At 28.0% G+C, this 18564-nt stretch carries 16 protein-coding genes; 11 read left to right on the plus strand and 5 right to left on the minus strand.

The window, feature by feature from the left end; genetic code table 11:
- Positions 1 to 602: 602 nt before the first annotated feature.
- Positions 603 to 4556, minus strand: a complete 3954-nt coding sequence (locus KJQ97_RS00520; protein ID WP_214119581.1) for a S6 family peptidase — start codon at positions 4554 to 4556, stop codon at positions 603 to 605.
- Between the two features lie 164 nt (positions 4557 to 4720).
- Here KJQ97_RS00520 and KJQ97_RS00525 point away from each other — a divergent pair, with 164 nt between their 5' ends.
- The 10 genes from KJQ97_RS00525 (at position 4721) to KJQ97_RS00570 (ending at position 13724) form a co-directional block, all read left to right on the plus strand.
- The gene (locus KJQ97_RS00525) at positions 4721 to 5200 is read left to right on the plus strand and encodes a phosphatidylglycerophosphatase A family protein (RefSeq protein ID WP_214119583.1); all 480 of its coding nucleotides are present in this window, start codon (positions 4721 to 4723) and stop codon (positions 5198 to 5200) included.
- Positions 5197 to 6279 (plus strand): ABC transporter substrate-binding protein, encoded by a 1083-nt coding sequence (locus tag KJQ97_RS00530; RefSeq protein WP_214119584.1) that lies wholly within the window; start codon positions 5197 to 5199, stop codon positions 6277 to 6279. The genes KJQ97_RS00525 and KJQ97_RS00530 overlap by 4 nt, the downstream gene beginning before the upstream one ends.
- Positions 6280 to 6288: 9 nt before the next feature.
- Positions 6289 to 7008, plus strand: coding sequence for a substrate-binding periplasmic protein (locus KJQ97_RS00535; RefSeq protein WP_214116433.1), 720 nt, complete (start codon positions 6289 to 6291; stop codon positions 7006 to 7008).
- On the plus strand, positions 7008 to 8069 hold the full coding sequence (locus tag KJQ97_RS00540) for an epoxyqueuosine reductase QueH (RefSeq protein WP_214119586.1): 1062 nt from the start codon (positions 7008 to 7010) through the stop codon (positions 8067 to 8069). The genes KJQ97_RS00535 and KJQ97_RS00540 overlap by 1 nt, the downstream gene beginning before the upstream one ends.
- The gene (locus tag KJQ97_RS00545; protein WP_214116421.1) at positions 8069 to 9238 is read left to right on the plus strand and encodes a cation:proton antiporter; all 1170 of its coding nucleotides are present in this window, start codon (positions 8069 to 8071) and stop codon (positions 9236 to 9238) included. The genes KJQ97_RS00540 and KJQ97_RS00545 overlap by 1 nt, the downstream gene beginning before the upstream one ends.
- 64 nt (positions 9239 to 9302) lie before the next feature.
- The gene (locus KJQ97_RS00550) at positions 9303 to 10547 is read left to right on the plus strand and encodes a citrate synthase (protein WP_214116418.1); all 1245 of its coding nucleotides are present in this window, start codon (positions 9303 to 9305) and stop codon (positions 10545 to 10547) included.
- A gap of 168 nt (positions 10548 to 10715) precedes the next feature.
- Complete coding sequence (locus tag KJQ97_RS00555; protein ID WP_214116410.1) at positions 10716 to 11267, plus strand: DUF507 family protein; 552 nt, start codon at positions 10716 to 10718, stop codon at positions 11265 to 11267.
- A gap of 20 nt (positions 11268 to 11287) precedes the next feature.
- The gene (locus tag KJQ97_RS00560; protein WP_350028213.1) at positions 11288 to 11890 is read left to right on the plus strand and encodes a sulfite exporter TauE/SafE family protein; all 603 of its coding nucleotides are present in this window, start codon (positions 11288 to 11290) and stop codon (positions 11888 to 11890) included.
- A 2-nt stretch (positions 11891 to 11892) separates the two neighbouring features.
- Positions 11893 to 13086, plus strand: a complete 1194-nt coding sequence (locus KJQ97_RS00565; protein WP_214119588.1) for a sensor histidine kinase — start codon at positions 11893 to 11895, stop codon at positions 13084 to 13086.
- The gene (locus tag KJQ97_RS00570) at positions 13080 to 13724 is read left to right on the plus strand and encodes a response regulator transcription factor (RefSeq protein ID WP_214116405.1); all 645 of its coding nucleotides are present in this window, start codon (positions 13080 to 13082) and stop codon (positions 13722 to 13724) included. The genes KJQ97_RS00565 and KJQ97_RS00570 overlap by 7 nt, the downstream gene beginning before the upstream one ends.
- Here the strand turns inward: KJQ97_RS00570 and KJQ97_RS00575 are convergent.
- From KJQ97_RS00575 to KJQ97_RS00590, 4 genes are read right to left on the minus strand one after another with little or no spacing between them, the layout of a single operon-like run.
- Positions 13719 to 14183, minus strand: coding sequence for a hypothetical protein (locus KJQ97_RS00575; protein ID WP_214116403.1), 465 nt, complete (start codon positions 14181 to 14183; stop codon positions 13719 to 13721). The genes KJQ97_RS00570 and KJQ97_RS00575 overlap by 6 nt on opposite strands.
- 3 nt (positions 14184 to 14186) lie before the next feature.
- Positions 14187 to 14642, minus strand: a complete 456-nt coding sequence (locus tag KJQ97_RS00580; RefSeq protein WP_214119589.1) for a molybdopterin synthase catalytic subunit — start codon at positions 14640 to 14642, stop codon at positions 14187 to 14189.
- A 2-nt stretch (positions 14643 to 14644) separates the two neighbouring features.
- A complete protein-coding gene (locus KJQ97_RS00585) occupies positions 14645 to 14866 on the minus strand; it encodes a MoaD/ThiS family protein (RefSeq protein ID WP_214116399.1) in 222 nt (73 codons plus the stop codon).
- A complete protein-coding gene (locus tag KJQ97_RS00590) occupies positions 14853 to 17216 on the minus strand; it encodes a putative bifunctional diguanylate cyclase/phosphodiesterase (RefSeq protein WP_214116397.1) in 2364 nt (787 codons plus the stop codon). Before KJQ97_RS00590 ends, KJQ97_RS00585 begins: the two co-directional genes overlap by 14 nt.
- A 70-nt stretch (positions 17217 to 17286) precedes the next feature.
- Here KJQ97_RS00590 and nspC point away from each other — a divergent pair, with 70 nt between their 5' ends.
- Positions 17287 to 18447, plus strand: coding sequence for a carboxynorspermidine decarboxylase (gene nspC, locus KJQ97_RS00595; protein WP_214119591.1), 1161 nt, complete (start codon positions 17287 to 17289; stop codon positions 18445 to 18447).
- The last annotated feature ends 117 nt before the right edge of the window (positions 18448 to 18564 follow it).

Raw genomic sequence — 18564 nt, forward strand, 5'->3', positions numbered from 1 at the left:
CTATAAATCAAAATATAAAGCTTTGGTAATAATAAAAATATTGCTTTATATTTTTTAGTTTTTATGTGTAAATTATTGTTTTAAATTCTTTATTTTTTAATACTTAAAAAAATCAATATCAGTGAGATTTCAAGTGATTTTATGAGTAAAAAATACAATTAAATGCGTAAAAGTAACATTAAAAATAACTAAACTTTTAAGAAATTTGTGGATAAAAATTATAAATCTTAGCTATCTTTACCGCTTAGTAATTTGGCAAGATTTAAGAAATGGTTTAATAAAAACAATAACTTAGCAATTTAAATTTTCTTACTTTTAAAGAAAATTAAAATATTTTTATTTGAATTGTTATTTTAAATTCTTTATTTTTTGTATTTAGTAATGCGAGTGAATGAATAAAGATTATTATTTAATGGTTATTTTTGCTTCTTTATATCAAAAATTAAGCTTTGCATCATAATTTGAGTATATTTAGGCGATAAGATAAATGTATTTTGAAACTCTTTATGTTTAAACTCATTAAAAAATCCAATAAATAATATTTATTGGCAAGATAAAAAACATATAAAGATTTTGCACCTTTAAAATAGGTGCAAAATAAATTAAAAACTCTTTCTTAAAGTCATATTAAGCGAATAATCCACATTCAAATCACCAAAAAATGTCCTTTCAAACTCGGTCATTAGCCTTAAATTATTCGTAAAATTATAATTAAATGAAGCATTAGTTAGCATTCTTGTATCTTTTTTGCCTTCAATTTGTCTAATTACATTTAAATCTCTTATGGTTTTATCGCCGTTTTTAGCTAAATCAGCAGCAATTCCAACCCCAAATCTAAATCCAAATCTTGAATCTTCGCTACTTTGCTTACCAAAACTTAGCATTGTTTTTGTATTAAATGGAACGAATGATTTGCTTTCTAATTTTATATGCTCGGCTTTATTTTCAAGGCTAATCGCACTAACATAGCCACTAATTAGCTCAACGCTAGGCTCTAAATAATAATTATTCATATAAAATCTATTGCCTAATTCTACGCTTGCTACTACGCTTTTAGAATGATTATTCGCGTTAATATAAATTGCTTTATTATTGCCATTATTTAGCGTTAGAGTATAGTCATTTTTATAATCAACATATTTTGCAATCATATCAATATAAAAACCATTATTAAAAATAAAGCTTGAATAAAGTCCCCCGCCTATGCCTTTTACTTTACCTTCTAGCATATTTTTTGTATCTAGTTTATAAATTGAATTAGTAAAGATAATTCCCGCATAAGCATTGAAATCATCCATTTCGCTAATCTTATCAGCACCGATTTGTAATTCATAATATTTGGTCTTATTATCTTTTAGATACGAACTTGCTCCACCGAAATTCCTAATCCAAATTCCGCCATTTGCAACCTCATCTCTTAGCTCTCCCATACGCTTTTGCATATTGTTCCACTCTAAAACATAGTTAAAAAATGCTTGATTTAGCGTGTTTTTAGCTGTATTTATTGAACTTTCTTTCTCTCTTACGAAGAAGTATTCTTGATAATGGCCTTTTGTTTCTACATTGCTTGGATTGTTGCTAGGATTTGGGTCAAGCTCAACTATAACAGGCTCTTCTGGGTTATTTGGAGTGCTTGGCTCATCTGGTATTGTAGGCTCATTTGGAGTTGTTGGGGTATCTGGCTTAGGCTCAACTGGTTTAGTATCAGGCTCACTTGGTTCGTTTGGAGTGCTAGGAATACTAGGTTCGCTTGGATTATTAACATTAGGCTCATTTGGATTAATAGGCTCACTTGGAGTTGTGTCTGTGTTAGTTGGCGGAGTTGGTTTAGTATCAGGCTCACTTGGTTTATTTGGAGTACTTGGCTCATTTGGTGTTGGGCTTGGCTCTGGTGATGGAGTAGATGGTATTTTTTCAAGATACCATTTAGCTGTGCCGTTTTCAGCATAATATTTTACATTAGCTTTAAGGTCAGCAAATACTGAATCTTCACCTTTAATACCAAAATAATTTTCAGCCACTAAAGTATCATTAGCCAAACTTGCTAAAAGTATTTTATCATCTCCGTTTAAAAAGTCTTTTTGGATTAGCAAGGTATTATTAGCTCCACTTGTGCTTTTGCTTATATTTAAAGCATTAGTTTTGCTTTCGTAAATATATGTTGTATTGGTTGAGTTTAGGCTACTTGCGTTTATATTTGCATTAATCATTGCACCATTAAACTCAAGGCTAGAACTATCATCAGCTGTTATTGTGCCTTTAAAATCTGTGCCATTTAAAAGGCTTAGTTTTGAATTGGTTTTCAAATCAAAATTTGAATTAATTTTGATATTTTTAGCAATGCTTTTGCCTTTTGTTACTTCTTCTTGATATTTTAGATTATTATAATAACTTTCATTAGTATCACTACCCATAGTATCATTTGCTTTTATATTTTCTCCATCAAACCTATCTATATAAGCTAAATTATCGCCAATTTTAATGGTTGAAGAAATAGAATTAATGTTTTTAATATCCACATTTGAATGTTTTAAAATATCAAGACTAGCTTTATCTAAAGTTAGGCTAGCCATTTTATAATTTCTCTCTTCCCAATCTTCTTGGTCTAGCCTTGTAGGGGTAGTAAATATATCTTCTTTTAGCTTATCTTTTACATCTTGTGATACATAATTATGCACTATTGGATGACCTTGTAAAACTAAATTTCCGTTTTTAAATTCCATATTTTGAATATCTAAACCACCATCATAAACAGCGTATTTACCACTATTATTGTGATTTTGAATTATATTGATATTTCCTTTAATATTTCCGTGATAAATAATATTTGTAGGTTCTGTTGTAGCAAATTTATTGATTTCCAAAGTGCTTAAGTTAGTGCTAGTATTTGTTATCACTGCATTATTATCACTTGCATAAAAATTATTAAAATATTTTAAACTAGCACCATTTAAATCAAGCTTGCCTGCATTCTCGCCAAAATATAAATAATTTGTATTTATTTGATTGGCGTTATTTATCTTTAAACTTGAATTATTAGTCATATAAATACTACCAAAAGTTGTGCCTGAAGAATTTTTAAACTCAACTTCGCCCCCACCTATTCTAAGACCTGCATTGGGGCTACTTGAATATACATTTAGCTTGCCAGCTCCGATTTTATGTAAGAAATCATATTGAGTAGTCTTTGCATAATAATTTACGACCGAATTAGCACCTATATCAAGACCACCATGTAAAAAGTCAAAATTACCTTTAATATCATAAGTTAAATTATCTTTTATAATCAATGCACTAGAACCTAAATCAGCATTAGCACTAAGAGTTAAAGAACCACCATTTATATAAATATCCTTATCATTAGCCATTAAATCTAATCTTTGCTTATAAGCATCGTAATTTTTATTTAAACTGCTTATATAACCAGAATAATGGTGTTTAAAAGATAAAGCCCCCATTGTTTGTTCTACAAGATGATTTTTATCATCTTTTAAACCATCATTATTAAGTGTTAAATTAGCAGATGTAATAACACTATGAGCCTTATTAAAAATATCTAAAGTATTATTATTTACTAAATGATAATTTGTATAAGTACAAGATGTGCTATTTTCATTACAATTTGCAACACTAGCTACTCCTATCATATACCATTTTTTATCTACATTATCCCATACATATAAAGCACTTCCACTATCGCCTTTTGCGCCTGTGCTTGAAAAATTCAATAATTTATTCTGATTAAAATTAATTGTATAGATTCCAAATTCTTGTCTGAAACTTTCATTTTTATCTATGTTGTTTATAATTCCACCTGTAAAATACTTATTTGCATCAGCCAATTTATCTGATTTTACACTAAAATAATCGTATCCGTTTTTATTTATTGTTTCTACTGTGTTAATTTTTTGAAGACCTGTTCCACTCCTTACAAAAAGTGTATATCTAAAATTATCATATAAAGCTGCCTTACCACTTTTATCTTCAAAATTTGCTAAATCATTATTAATATCTGATGAATATGTTTTAAAAGCTTCGTAATTTGTATCTTTTCCATTTTCATCATAATATTTTATCGGAGCAATATCCGCTTTTTTATTAATATTAACCTTACCCATTCTAAGAGCTAAAAAATCATCTTTTCCACAAGTTCCTTGAGTACAAGTCCATTTATCAAAATTATTTGATGCACTTACAACAGTATTTAATACTCCACCAAATTGTAAAGCTGAATATTTATGCAAAGAATTTGCTTGGTCTCCAAAAATCATATGAGCTGCACTTAAAACCCTATTGCCACCTATATTTGTAAATTCTCCCCTTAAAATACCCGTTTTATTACTAGCACCAAAATCAATCATAGGCATAGGAGCAAAACTATCTACTTTTAAAGTCCCATCTTTAGAGCTTACGCTAAGCTCTGTTGTCCCTGCTTTAAATTTGCCTTTATTAGCACCAAAATCTAAATAATCTTGATACGAAAATCTACTATCAACGGCACTTGCATTTAAACTAGAATATAAAATACTTATTAAAATTATTGATTTTTTCAACATTTTTTTGCCTTTTTTTATAAAAAATAATCGTTATTTTATAATGTTTTTCTTAAATTAAAAATCATAGAATTTAAAAACGATATTTAAATTCTTTAAATCAAATTCTAAAAACAAATTATTCCTTAACTAACTTAAGATATTTTTCCAAATTACAAAGGATTTTAATGAAAGAAAAATTAGCAAAACTATATTTAACATTTTTTTATTCAGGTCTTAGTCCGTTTGCAAGTGGCACAATGGGGACTATTGCGGCATTACCATTTGCTTATTTGTTACTAATTTACACAGATAAAAGCACTTTAATGCTATTAAGTATTGCAATTTTTATTGCAAGTATTAAAATCATTGACGATTATGAAAAAACTCACGAACACGATGCTAAAGAAATAGTAATTGATGAGGTTTGTGGGGTTTTTTTGGCGATTGGTATGAGTTTTAACAACTCTTGGTGGCATTTTGCTTTAGCTTTTATCTTATTTAGGCTTTTTGATATAACTAAGCCAAGTATTATTGGTAAAGTTGATAAAAAGTTAAAAGGTGGCTTAGGCGTTATGCTTGATGATTTACTTGCAGGATTTTTTGCAGGTCTTTTATGCCTTGTAATTCAAGGAATTTATTTAAATTATTTAAAGGATTTATTATGAAAAAAAGTTTAATTTTATTAGCTTCTAGTGCGGCTTTTGCTTTAGATATTGGTGTAGTTTTACCACTTAGCGGTAGCGTTGCAGCGTATGGAAATGCGGCACTTAATGGAATAAAAGTAGCAAATGCAATGCAACCAACTTTAAAAAATGGAGAGCAAATCAATTTAAATATAGTTGATACAAAAGGCGATAAAATAGAAGCCATCACAGCAACTGAAAGAGTTTTACCAAAAGTTAGTGCAATAATTGGAGAAATGATTACTGCAAATACTATAGTGGTTATGAATACAGCTGAAGCGAAAAAAGTGCCTGTAATTGCACCAGCTGCTACAAATGATAAATTATTAAAAGGCAAAAATTACGCTGCTAGAGTGTGCTTTAATGATAGTTTTCAAGGCGAAGCTATGGCAAAATATTTATTAGCTCAAGGTAAAAAAACAGCAGTAATTGTAAAAGACCAAGCGACTGATTATTCACTAGGTTTATCAAAAGCTTACAAAAAAGAATTTGTTCAAGGTGGTGGAGAAATATTAAAAGAATTAATCATTACAAGTGGAGATAAAGATTTTAACGCTATTTCAGCTCAAATTGCTAGTTTAAATCCTGATGTAGTGTATTTGCCACTTTATTATCAAGAAGCAGCACTTTTTGTAAGACAAGCAAAAATAGCAGGTGTTAAAAGTATAATCGCTAGTGCTGATGGGGTTGCTGATGAGCAATTTATCAAACTTGCAGCAGAGTATTCAAACAATCATTTATATACAGATAGCTTTGATGCAAATGTTCCACCAACAGAACTTAGCAAAAAATATTTAGCAGAATATGCAAAAGCTTATAATGGAAGTCTTCCATCAAATTTTGCTGCAATGGGTGCTGATGCTTATTTTGTATTAGTAGAAGCTGCAAATCGTTGCGAGCAAATCACTAGCGAATGTATAAATCAAGAGATTAAAAAAACTAAAGATTACGAAGGCGTTAGTGGAATTATTAGCATAGATAGCACAGGAGAGACAAAAAGGTCTTTAATTATTAAAGAAGTAGTAAATGAAAACGCAGTTTATAAAGATAGCGTAAAGTAAGGGAGCAAAATGAAAAAAATATTATTTTCTTTAGCATTATTAACAAGTATGAGTGCTGATATTTTAAGAGTAGCAACAGCACCTAATTATCCGCCTTATGAATATTTAGAGAACAACGAATTAAAAGGCTTTGATGTTGATATTATTAAAGAAATTGCTAAAAGAAATAATTTAGAAGTGGAGTTTAAATATATGGATTTTGACGGATTAATCCCAAGTCTTAAGAGCAATAAAGTGGATTTAATCGGAGCAATTATGAAAAAAACTCCAGCAAGAGCTAAGGCAGTAGAATTTACAATTAATTTTAAAGATAGTTCTAATTATTTCATAAAAAGAATAGAAAATAATGAAAATCAAGAAATTAAAAATTGTAAAGATTTAGATTTTACTAATACGCTTTTTGGGGCTGAACTTGGCTCGGTGCAATATGATATAGCAAAAAAATCTAGCCAAAAAGAAGTAAAAGGCTTTGCAAATTCTAGCATTAGCATACTTTCATTACAAAGCAAAAAAATAGATGCTATAGTATTAGATAAGGTTGCTGCAGTTAATTTTTTAAATAAAAATCCTGATTTGCAAGTAGTTTGCGAGTATAAAGATGAAGACTCACAAGGATTTGCCGTAAATAAAGGTAATACAAAATTACTTGAGATAATAAATAAAAGCCTACAAGAAATGCTAGATGATGGCACAATAAATGAAATTAGTAAAAAGTATAAAATAAATTAATGCTAGTTCATATTTGTTGTAGCGTTGATTCGCACTTTTTTTTGCAAGAATTAAGAAAATTAATGCCTGATGAAGAACTCATCGGGTATTTTTATGACCCAAATATTCATCCTTTTAGCGAATATGAATTAAGATATTTTGATGTAGCAAGGTCTTGTAAAAAGCTTGGTATTAAGCTAATTAAAGGTGAATATGATTATGCTGAATGGTTTAATTATGTAAAAGGCTATGAAAATGAGCCTGAGCGTGGGAAGAGATGTTCTAAATGTTTTGATTTTAGAATGCAAAGTTCTGTTGAAATGGCTTTAAAATTAGGGCAAAAAACATTTACAACCACACTTTTATGCTCTCCTAAAAAAGATTTAGAGCAATTAAGAGTATCTATGCAAGAAGCTTTAAAAGGGACTGATTTAGAGTTTTTTTGCGTTGATTTTAGAAAAGATGGTGGAACTCAAAGGCAATTAAAATTAGCAAAAGATGATTTATTGTATCATCAAAATTATTGTGGCTGTATTTACGGCTTAGCTCAACAAAAAAGCGAAGAGCATTTGATAAAAGAATTAAGCTCAAGTATATATAAAAATCAAATTCTACCTGGCTCAATAGAAGAAAAATTGCAATTTTTTAAAAAAGTCGTAAGATTAGAAAGCAAAAATCAACAATTTAGCATTATTAGAGAAAAGTTTTTAAATTATCGTTTGCTTTATGCAAGAATTAAAGCTAATAAAAGTACCGCAAAAGCTTTTGTTTTGTTTTATTCGCATTTTAAATCACGCAAAATTAATCTAAGTCTTGACATAAGTAAAGAGCTAATAATGTGTAATAAAGATGAATTATGTGTAATATCGTTTAAAAAAGCGAATGAGTTTTTTAAATACGAAAATTATGAAGAATTTTTAAAAAATCCACCAAGTATTAAAAAGCAAATAAGTTTTAGAACAAAATTATTTAATCACTATAACCTAAGTCCTATTATAATTATTGAAAATATCCCCGAAAAAATTGAAATAATTGCAAAAAGCATAATTTTTGAGGATACTAGATTTATACAAGGAAATTAATGGAACTTAGCTCAAATGATTTAAATATTTTATTATTTATATCTTTTGTTGTTTTTTCATCGCCTTATATAGCAAAGCTTACTAGCTTACCTATTTTAGCGGTTGAAATTATTTTAGGAAGTATTGCTGGTGCTATTGGAATAATCACAAAAACACCTGCTTTTACCCTAGCTTCTCATATTGGATTTTGCTATTTAATGTTTATAGCAGGGCTTGAAGTAAGCCTTAAAGAATTTATAAAATTAAATGCAAATGAGCTAAAAAAAATATCTTTATTTTATTTAATTCTCTACGCTTTAGCTATTAGTATTTCATTGATACTAAAACTTAGCTTAGTAGTTGCAATAATAATTCCTGTTATGAGTATAGGGCTTATTAGTATTTTATATAAAGAATACGAAATTACTCCAAAATGGCTTAGTTTTACTATGGTTTTAGCAGCACTTGGCGAAGTAATAAGCATTGTTTTAATAACTCTTTTAAATAGCTTTTCAAACTCAAGTAGCACAATGCAAGTTGTTACTTCTGTATTGTCAATACTATTCTTTTTAGGGATTTTTGTTGTAATTTATTATATTTTTAATGCGATTTTTTGGTGGTTACCTTGGCTTAAAGAGATTTTAATGCCTGATTATGATAAAGCAGAGCGTAATGTAAGGCTTAGTCTTGCATTGTGGATGCTAGCAGTTGCTTTAATGCTTTATTTTGATTTTGAAATAGCTTTAGGAGCGTTTTTAGCTGGTATGTTTATATCTAGCTTTTTTGGGCATAAAAAGGATTTAGAGCATAAATTAAGCTCATTAGGACACCCTTTTTTAATACCTATATTTTTCGTATATGTTGGGCTAAGCCTTGATTTTAGCTTGGTTAATAAAGAGCTTATATTAATGTCATTTGCTATTATTCTTACTATGTTAGTTTGTAGAATAATTAGTTCTTTTGTATTTTATAAAGACTTTAAAATATCTTGTATTTTATTAGCTTTTACATCTTGTATGCCGCTTACTTTATTAATCGCAATTGCAACTTTAGGAATGAAATTAAACTTAATTGATAATTCTTTTTATTTAGCTTTGGTTTTATCATCTTTAATTGAAGCTGTCATATTTATGTGGGCTATTCCTAAAATTTCGTTACTTATTGAAACACATAAGCAAAAATCTAAGTAAGTTTTTTACAATATTTCACAAATTCCTTTTAAAATATACATAACTATTAAAAAAGGAGTTAAAAATGGAAAAAGCAAAATTAATTTACGATGGTAAAGAATTTGAATTTGATGTATTAAGTGGAACTAGAGGTGCAAAATCAATTGATTTTTCGTCTTTATATTCAAAAACAGGTGCATTTTCTTATGATGAAGGATTAACTAGCACTGCAACTTGTAAATCAAGTATTACTTATATAGATGGAGAAGCAGGAGAATTAAGGCATCGTGGTTATTCTATTGAATGGCTAGCAGAAAATAAAACTTTTTTAGATGTAGTGCATTTATTATTACATAAAGAATTACCAAGTCCTGAAAGATTAGAAGCATTTAGATACGAGCTTAAAAAAAGAAGCTTTATTCACGAAGGTATGCATAAATTATTTGACGCTTTCCCTGACAATGCTCATCCTATGGCAGTTATGCAAGCAGCAGTTGCAGCACTTTCAACATTTTATCCTGACCATTTAAATATGGATAAGCACGAAGATTATATGGAAATGGCAGCCAGAATCGTAGCAAAAATACCAACAATAGCCGCTAGTGCGTATCGCTATAAAAATGGCTTTCCTATGGCATATCCTAATCTTGATCGTGGATTTACCGAAAACTTTTTATATATGTTAAGAACATATCCATACGAGCATGTAAATCTAAGACCTATTGAGGTAAAAGCACTAGATACGGTTTTAATGCTTCATGCTGATCACGAACAAAATGCAAGCACAAGTGTAGTGCGTTCAGTCGGTAGCACTCACGCTCACCCATATAGCTGTATTAGTTCAGCAATTGGTGCATTGTGGGGACATGCACACGGGGGTGCTAATGAAGGTGTGATTAGAATGCTTGAGACAATTGGCACACCTGATAGAGTTGATGAGTTTATTAAAAGAGCAAAAGATAAGAATGATCCATTTAGACTAATGGGCTTTGGACATAGAGTTTATAAAAACTTTGACCCTAGAGCAAAAGTTCTTAAAAAATTAAGAGACCAATTGATTAGCGAAATTGGAATTGATGCAAACTTTGTAAAAGTTGCAACTAGAATTGAAGAAATCGCATTAAATGATGAGTATTTTGTAAGCCGTGGATTATATCCGAATGTTGATTTTCATAGCGGCTTAATCTTAAAAGCTCTAGGAATTCCAAATGAAATGTTTGCGGTATTATTCGTAGTAGGTAGAATTCCTGGCTGGATTTCACAACTAATTGAGCAAAAAGAAAGCCCATTAAAAATAGTTCGCCCAAGACAAATTTATATAGGCGATTAAAAGAATTTGAATTCGGAAATTCCGAATTCAAATCAATGCTTTAAAACTCTTAAAAAGCTTAATATTAAGGCATTTTAAAAATTATCAAAAGTTAAAAATTAATTATTATTGTTATATTCATTTTTACTAATATATTTTATAATGAAGAAAAATAAAAAAGGATTAAAAATGCGTATTAGACAACCACATATTCCTTATGTTTCAAATAAAATTTCAATAGATTTATTAAACTCAAAATTTGTAAAATTAGTAAATGGTTTAGAGCCAGTTAAAGAAGTAGTTTCAAAAATTATTACAGCCTTAGTATTAAAAGAAAAATCACTTGATGAGAAGGTAAATGAGATTTTAGCAGAGCAAGAAAGCCAAATGGATTTAATGCAAGTTGATAGAAAAAATATGTTTTGGTTACTTAAGAAAAAACTAGCAGATGAATATAAAATCCAAATGAATTATGAAGATAGATATAATGCCTTATCTCACGCTATTTTGGACGCTTTGGTTGATGAAGATTTAATCAATTTTAATGTATCAGAAAATAGAGTAAAAAATGTGATTTATTCAAGTATGATTGAATACTTAAAAACTTATGAAGATATTGAAGACCTAGTATTTGATAAAATTAATAATTACAAAAGAAAAATCGTTCCTGGTAGCGAAGAATACGATTTAATTTACGAAAAGCTTTATGAAGAAGAGCTTAAAAAAAGGAAGATGTTATAAACAATCTTCTTAGCACTTTTGTGCTAGGACTAGGTCTTAGTCTTACTCATTGTTTTTTTATGTGTGGTGGGATAATTCTTTTATTCAACCACAAAAAGAGTAATTTTTTTGATATTTTTATATATCATTTTAGTAGAATTTGTGCTTATATTTTAATAGGTCTTATAGCTTATTTTTTAGGTTATTTTTTAAATTCTTTAAACTTACAAGTATTTTTATATTTTATCTTAGGTGCTTTTTGCGTTATTTTAGGATTTGCTTTAATTGTTAAGGGACAACTACTAGCTTTTATAGAAAATCAATTCATATATAAAAAAATAATGGTATTTTTAAACAATAAAAAAACTTCAAAATATAAAGGCTTTATATTTGGTTTTTTAAATGGATTTTTTCCTTGTGGTTTAGTATATTTTTTCGTAGCAAAATCAATGATTGCAAAAAGCGTTAATGAAGCTTGGCTTAATATGTTAATTTTTGGGATTAGCACTCTTCCTGCTATGCTTTTAGGCTCTATATTTATAAATAAAATTAGAAAAATTAAAAATATTCAATATTTATTTTTTGCTTTAATTATTGTTTATGGATTTTATTTGTGCTTTTTAGCACTTAAATTAAGTAGGTAAAAATGTATAGATTAAATGAATATAAAAATGCAATTGAAAACACAAATATAGTTTCAAAAACAGATATAAATGGGATTATTACCTTTGTAAATGAAGAATTTTGCAATCTTTGTGGTTTTAGTGAAGATGAACTACTAGGACAAAATCACAATATTATCCGCCACCCTGATACGCCTAAGAGTGCTTTTAAAAAATTATGGGATACTATTTTAGCTGGGCGTGTTCATAAAGGAGTTGTTAAGAATAAAAAGAAAAATGGGGATTTTTTCTACGCACAAACAACAATAATTCCAATTTTTGATGAAGATGGAACAATATTTGAATTTATAGCTATTAGACACGATGTTACTAAGCTTTTTACCTTAAATGAAGAGCTTGTTGCAACTAAACAAAAGCTAATGCAATTAAATGAGAATTTAGAACAAGTCGTAGCTCAAAAGACAAATTCTTTAAAAATACTCAATGAGAATTTAGAAAAGAAAATAGAAGACGCAATAGCAATCAATAACGCTCAACAAAAAATAATATTTCAGCAAAATCGCCAAGTTATCTTAGGACAAATGCTAGAAAATATAGCTCATCAATGGAGACAACCTTTAAATGAATTATCTTTAGCTATTTATTTATTGCATAACGAAAAAAAAGATAAACATTATAAATTATGTCAAAAATTAATCCAAAATATGAGCCAAACTATTAATGATTTTAGGGACTTTATTAATCCTAATACGCCTTTAGAAAAGCATAATTTAATTAAAGTAATTAAGCATAGTTTATACATAAGCTATCAAGCATTGAAAAAAAATAATATAAAAACTACATTTGATATTGATGTTAAAAAATGCTGCTTGTTTTGTAATTTTAATGAATTAGTGCAAGTTCTTGTAAATATTATAAATAATGCTAAAGATGCTTTTTTAGAACAAGAACTAGATGATAAAATACTACATTTTAAAGTATTTAAAGAAAAAAAGAATTTGATTTTGCAAATTAGCGATAATGCAGGGGCAATTCCTTCTAATATAATAGAGCATATATTTGACCCATATTTTACAACTAAACACAAAAAACAAGGCGTAGGACTTGGGCTTTACATTTGTAAGCAAATTTTAAATAAAATAAATGCAGATATAAGATGTTTTAACAAGGGCAATTGTGCATATTTTGAACTTATTTTTAAAGGAGAAGAATGTTAAGTTTATTAATTGTTGAAGATGAGAAAAATATAGCTCATCTAATGGGAGATATTTTAGCACCTTTGTTTTATGAAGTGCATTACGCTCAAGATGGCTTAAGTGGATTAAATAAATTTAAAAAACTTCGTCCTGATATAGTAATTTGTGATGTATTAATGCCGCTAAAAGATGGTTTAAGCCTTGCAAAAAGCATTAAAGACCTAAGCCCAAATACGCCTATTATAGTAATTTCAGCCCATAGTGATAAAGAAAAATTACTAAAAGCTATTGATGTTAATGTGAATAAGTATTTAATCAAACCTGTAATTCCAGAAGAATTAATCGCAAGTGTAAAAAGCCTGGTTTCAAATATGAGTAAAGTTACTAAAATAGGTGATTATACGATTGATTATATGAAATCAACTTTTAAAACATTAGAATTTGAAGTTGAACTTACAAAAAAAGAATTAACTTTATTAAAAGCCCTTAGTGAGCCTATAGGAAAAGTTGTAAGTCTTGATGAAATAAAAGAGATTTGCTGGGGCAAAAGCGATGTAAAAGATGGTTCTGTAAGAACATTTATAAAGCGTTTTAGAGATAAATTGGGTGTAAATATTATAAAAAATATTACTTCAACAGGTTATAAAATAGTTTTATAATATAGAATTATCGTATTTAATACCCATTCTAATAAATATAGTATTAGAATTGCTTATATTAACACTTACAGCTTCATCGCCTGGAGTGTCTTTGCCTATTAATAGCGATTTCACAGAATCATAACTTAATAATGTAGAACATAATTCCCCTGGTTTTTCAATTTTTTTAACTATCAAAAAATCTCTAAAAGTGCTAAAGTGTAAGCATTTTTCAGATTTAACAAAAAACCACATATCCTTATCAAGCCCTACTTTAGTCATTAGTGGAATATCTATGAAATTTTCATTATTAGAATAATATGTATCTACATCATTAATCAATGTAGCTAAGTTTCTGATTGATTTTGACATTTCTGCTTCATTTTTTGAATTATATACCTTAAGACCTAGTAAAATAAGTAACGCAAGTACCACAATACATACAATAATAATTTCTATTACTAATGCTTTTTTATTCATTACTTAATCTTCCTTGCTGCTTAAAAGACCTGCGTTAGGCAACTTAAAGCTTCTATCCTTTGCATAAATTCTTTGATTATTAATTAAATCGTATTTCCAAATAGGTGCATTTTGTTTAAAATCTTCAATAAACTTAGCAAATATATCTAAGCCGTTTTTTCTATGTGAGCTTGCAATCCCTGCAAAATAAGAGCATTCACCTACTAATACATCTCCTTTTGCATGTGCAAAAAATAATCTAATATTTAAATTCCTAGTTTTCTCACACCAATCATCAAACCATTTTTTTAAAATTGGCTCATATATATCAAAACTAAGACCGCTAATATTGCCTTCTGCTCTAATTATCCCACTAAAACTTAAAAATGCTCCATAATTTAACTCTTTGCAAATTCCACAAAATTTACTATATAAAGCTTTTTCATCAAGAGCATTATTAAATATTTGAAATTCTTTCACGCTCAACCACCACAAACAGGAGGTAGTATGCTTACTACATCGTTATCTTTTAATGCAATATCTAAACTATCTATGAAATTATCATTTATAGCAATAGCACTAATCTCTAACCATTCTTTTAAATCTTCAATTTTCAATAACTCATTTTTTAATTCACGAACATTTTTTACATTTAATTCAATAGAATTTTTATTAATAGGTCCTAAAAAATTAATCTTTACCATTTTCATATACCTTTTCTAATAAAATATTTTCAGGAACAGGTCTGCTAAAATAATACCCTTGATACTCATCGCAACCTAAGTGTTTTAAGAAATTTAAAATCTCAATATTTTCTACACCTTCAGCTACAGAGCGTTTATTTAAAGATTTAATAACATTTACAATAAACTCAACCAATCTTCTATTTTTTTCATTAGTATCTATATTTTGTATAAAGCACTTATCAATCTTAACAACATCAAAATCTAAATCTTGGTCATTTAAATAAGATAAAGAACTATATCCTTTACCAAAATCGTCCATTGATAAACCTACATTAAGTTTTTTGATTTTATCAATAATAGCCTTACTTGTTGCATTTTCTATTGAAAAGCTTTCTGTGATTTCAAATTCAATTAATCTTGGCGGTATGCCTTGAATGTTTTTTTCTATTGTATGAACTATTCCTTCGCTTAAAAGCTGCTTGGTGCTTAGATTTATACTAAGTTTTAATTCAAGACCTTTTTCTAACCATCTTCTTTGAGCTTCACAAGCCATTTTAATAATTTCATTACCTAAAGTAATAATTAAATTACTTCTTTCGCAAATTCCTATAAATTGGTCTGGAAATATTAATTTATCTCCTTTTTGCCATCTAACAAGAGCTTCTGCTCCTATAATTTTGCCAGATTTTACATCTACTTTTGGCTGATAATATAATAAGAATTCTTTATTTACAATGCCATTTCTTATATCTTGTTGTAGCTTTAAATTAGCTTCATTTTGTTTGCCAATTTCTGCCGTATAACCAAATATCCAATTATCTCCACTAGCTTTATCATTTTCTATTGCTAAATCAGCATTTCCTATACATTCGTGTAAATTCTTGCTATCTTTTGGATATATACTAAACCCAACTCTAGCATTAATTTTAAATGGCTCATATTCTATTAAATCATCATTTGAATTAATTTTAATGCTTCTTGCGGTTAGTTTTTGATGATATTTTTTAGCTAATGTAAAATAATCTTCATTTTTATCTACTTCAATTACTAATAAAAACTCATCAGCACTAACCCTAGCAAGGCATTCAAAAGTAGTTTTATTTTGTATAAATTTATATTTATCATATTTTATAAAGTCTAAGCTCTCAAAATGTTCATTATCGCCTGTTGCCATACCTTTTAAGGTTGTATAAAGTCTATAAGCTACGATTTTTAAAACTTCATCACCAAAACTTCTTCCATACATTGAGTTATAAATTCTGAAATTATCTATGTTAAAAAATAAAAATAATAATACCTTATTATCTTTTTTTACATAATTATCAAGGCTTTCAGTAACACTTATCATATTCATAAGACCGGTAATATTATCAATATACGCTTGTTTTTTGATATTCCCGTCTTTGGCTTGAATTTGTCTTATAAATCTAAGTAAAGCATAACTTAAAGTTCTAAATTCCTTAAATGCAAAATCACTATTTAATTGTTTATTCTTATTAAAATTAGATATATGTTTATTTAATGCTACATCAAAATGCTTAGTAGCTAATTCTATTTGCGCTCTTACTTCTTTCTTCTTTCTTATTATATATACCAAAATGCCTAAAAATCCAATTAATATAGAGCAACCTAAAAACGCGCCTTGTATTAATGCCGATTCAAATCTTTTACTTTTTACTTCTTCTAAAGCTTCTTTTAATACATCGCTTTTAACGGTAAATTCTAAAGCCAACCACCAATTTTTATCATAGCAAGTGTAAGCTTCATTTTCATATACACAATACCATCTTTCATTACCTAAAAAATTAAAATTATCATCTAATCTTTTTGCATTAAAATAAGAAAGTTGAGCATTGTGAAGATTTTTAATATTATTTAATGCTACTACCCTTTGAGTTTCTTCATATTTTTTAGGATTTAAAGTAACTCTTAATATTTTTTTATTATCTAATTCAACATACCTAGCGTAGTAATAATAAGTCGGGTCAATTCCATCAAAAACGTCAATATCAATAGGATAACCCATATTTGCTTTTAAAAATTCTAAAGCTTTTTGTTTATCTTCGTGAGTGTTTAAATAATTTAATGCGAAATTGTAAGCACTATCTACAAATTCTTTGGCACTATCGTCTAAATATGAAAATTCTGCATCTAAATATTTTTTAATATTTTTAAGTTCTTCTTTGATATATTTATTTGATGATAAATTGATTTGTTCGTTATATTCTTGTTCTAGGCTATTTACTTCTTCCGTATAACTTGATTTAATAACAAATATTCCAACGCTAAAAATTAACGCAAAAAATATTATTGAATAAAGAGTTAAGCTCTTTATTGATTCTTCTAAAATTGACTTTCTTTCTTTCATAAAATACCTAATATATTATAAATTTAATATGATATTATAGCAAAATTATTAATACCGAAAGGAAATTGTAATGAAATATATTGAAAATAATATTAAAACACCAGCTTACATTTGCTACGAAAGCAAACTAAAAAATAACCTTGAAATCTTTAAAAAAATTCAAGAAGAAAGTGGAGTTAAAGTCTTATTAGCTTTAAAAGGATTTGCATTTAGTGCTGCTATGCCTTTAATTAAAAATTACTTAAAAGGTTGCACTTGCAGTGGATTATGGGAAGCAAAATTTGCTAAAGAATTTGTAGATAAAGAAATCCACACTTACGCACCAGCATTTAGTAATGATGATTTAGAAGAAATATTAAATCTTAGTCATCATATAGTGGTTAATTCATTGAATGAATATAAAAAAGTTATAAATCATAAAAATTATAAAAATCAATCTTTAGGAATTCGCTGTAATTTAGAGTTTTCAGTAGCTCCAAAAGAAATTTATAATCCTTGCGGAAAATTTTCAAGGCTTGGCATTAAAGCAAAGGATTTATTGGATAGCGAAATAATAGTTGATGGGCTACATTTTCACGCTTTATGCGAAGAGAGTTTTGAGAGTTTAGAAAAAGTCTTTAAAGTATTTGAAGATAATTTCTTAAAACCATATCTAGCAAAACACCCATTAAAATGGATTAATTTTGGTGGTGGTCATCATATCACAAAAAAAGGCTATAAAGTAGAAGAATTAATTCAATTCTTAAAAGCTATTAAATCAAAATATAATCTTGAAATATACCTTGAACCAGGAGAAGCTATTGGTTGGCAAACGGGGGATTTAATAGCTAGTGTTTTAGATATTGTTGAAAATGAGAAAAAAATAGCAATTTTAGATATTTGTGCTGAAGCTCATATGCCTGATACTATCATTATGCCTTACACTAGCGAAGTAAAAAATGCAAAAATCCTAGCAAGTCGTGATGAATTAGCAAAAACACAAAGCACTAAAAATAGCTATCTTTTAACAGGTAATTCTTGCCTTGCAGGAGATATTATGGGAGAATATGAGTTTAATCAAGAACTAAATATAGGAGATAAGATAATATTTTGCGATCAAATTCATTACACAATAGTAAAAAATACAACTTTTAACGGAGTAAAATTACCAAGTTTAATTTATGTTGGTGAAGATGGTAGCATTAAAAGTCAAAAAGAATTTAATTTTAATGACTATTCAAGGAGAAATTAAAAATATTTTGATATAAATTAAAGAATAAAATCATTTTAGGAAGATATTATGAAAAAGTTTTTTGTATTAGCATTTTTATTTACCTGTTTAAATGCTAGTGATTTAACAACTACAGGA

Origin of the sequence: Campylobacter sp. 2018MI01 (assembly GCF_018501205.1) — a bacterium.
Taxonomy (GTDB): domain Bacteria; phylum Campylobacterota; class Campylobacteria; order Campylobacterales; family Campylobacteraceae; genus Campylobacter_E.

Excerpts from the sequence above, each read along its gene's own strand:
- KJQ97_RS00555 (WP_214116410.1), top strand. The coding sequence starts at position 10,716 with ATGCGTATTAGACAACCACATATTCCTTATGTTTCAAATAAAATTTCA.
- KJQ97_RS00570 (WP_214116405.1), top strand. The coding sequence starts at position 13,080 with ATGTTAAGTTTATTAATTGTTGAAGATGAGAAAAATATAGCTCATCTA.
- KJQ97_RS00540 (WP_214119586.1), top strand. The coding sequence starts at position 7,008 with ATGCTAGTTCATATTTGTTGTAGCGTTGATTCGCACTTTTTTTTGCAA.
- KJQ97_RS00565 (WP_214119588.1), top strand. The coding sequence starts at position 11,893 with ATGTATAGATTAAATGAATATAAAAATGCAATTGAAAACACAAATATA.
- KJQ97_RS00575 (WP_214116403.1), bottom strand. The coding sequence starts at position 14,183 with ATGAATAAAAAAGCATTAGTAATAGAAATTATTATTGTATGTATTGTG.
- KJQ97_RS00550 (WP_214116418.1), top strand. The coding sequence starts at position 9,303 with ATGGAAAAAGCAAAATTAATTTACGATGGTAAAGAATTTGAATTTGAT.
- KJQ97_RS00585 (WP_214116399.1), bottom strand. The coding sequence starts at position 14,866 with ATGGTAAAGATTAATTTTTTAGGACCTATTAATAAAAATTCTATTGAA.
- KJQ97_RS00530 (WP_214119584.1), top strand. The coding sequence starts at position 5,197 with ATGAAAAAAAGTTTAATTTTATTAGCTTCTAGTGCGGCTTTTGCTTTA.
- KJQ97_RS00545 (WP_214116421.1), top strand. The coding sequence starts at position 8,069 with ATGGAACTTAGCTCAAATGATTTAAATATTTTATTATTTATATCTTTT.
- nspC (WP_214119591.1), top strand. The coding sequence starts at position 17,287 with ATGAAATATATTGAAAATAATATTAAAACACCAGCTTACATTTGCTAC.
- KJQ97_RS00535 (WP_214116433.1), top strand. The coding sequence starts at position 6,289 with ATGAAAAAAATATTATTTTCTTTAGCATTATTAACAAGTATGAGTGCT.
- KJQ97_RS00590 (WP_214116397.1), bottom strand. The coding sequence starts at position 17,216 with ATGAAAGAAAGAAAGTCAATTTTAGAAGAATCAATAAAGAGCTTAACT.
- KJQ97_RS00520 (WP_214119581.1), bottom strand. The coding sequence starts at position 4,556 with ATGTTGAAAAAATCAATAATTTTAATAAGTATTTTATATTCTAGTTTA.
- KJQ97_RS00525 (WP_214119583.1), top strand. The coding sequence starts at position 4,721 with ATGAAAGAAAAATTAGCAAAACTATATTTAACATTTTTTTATTCAGGT.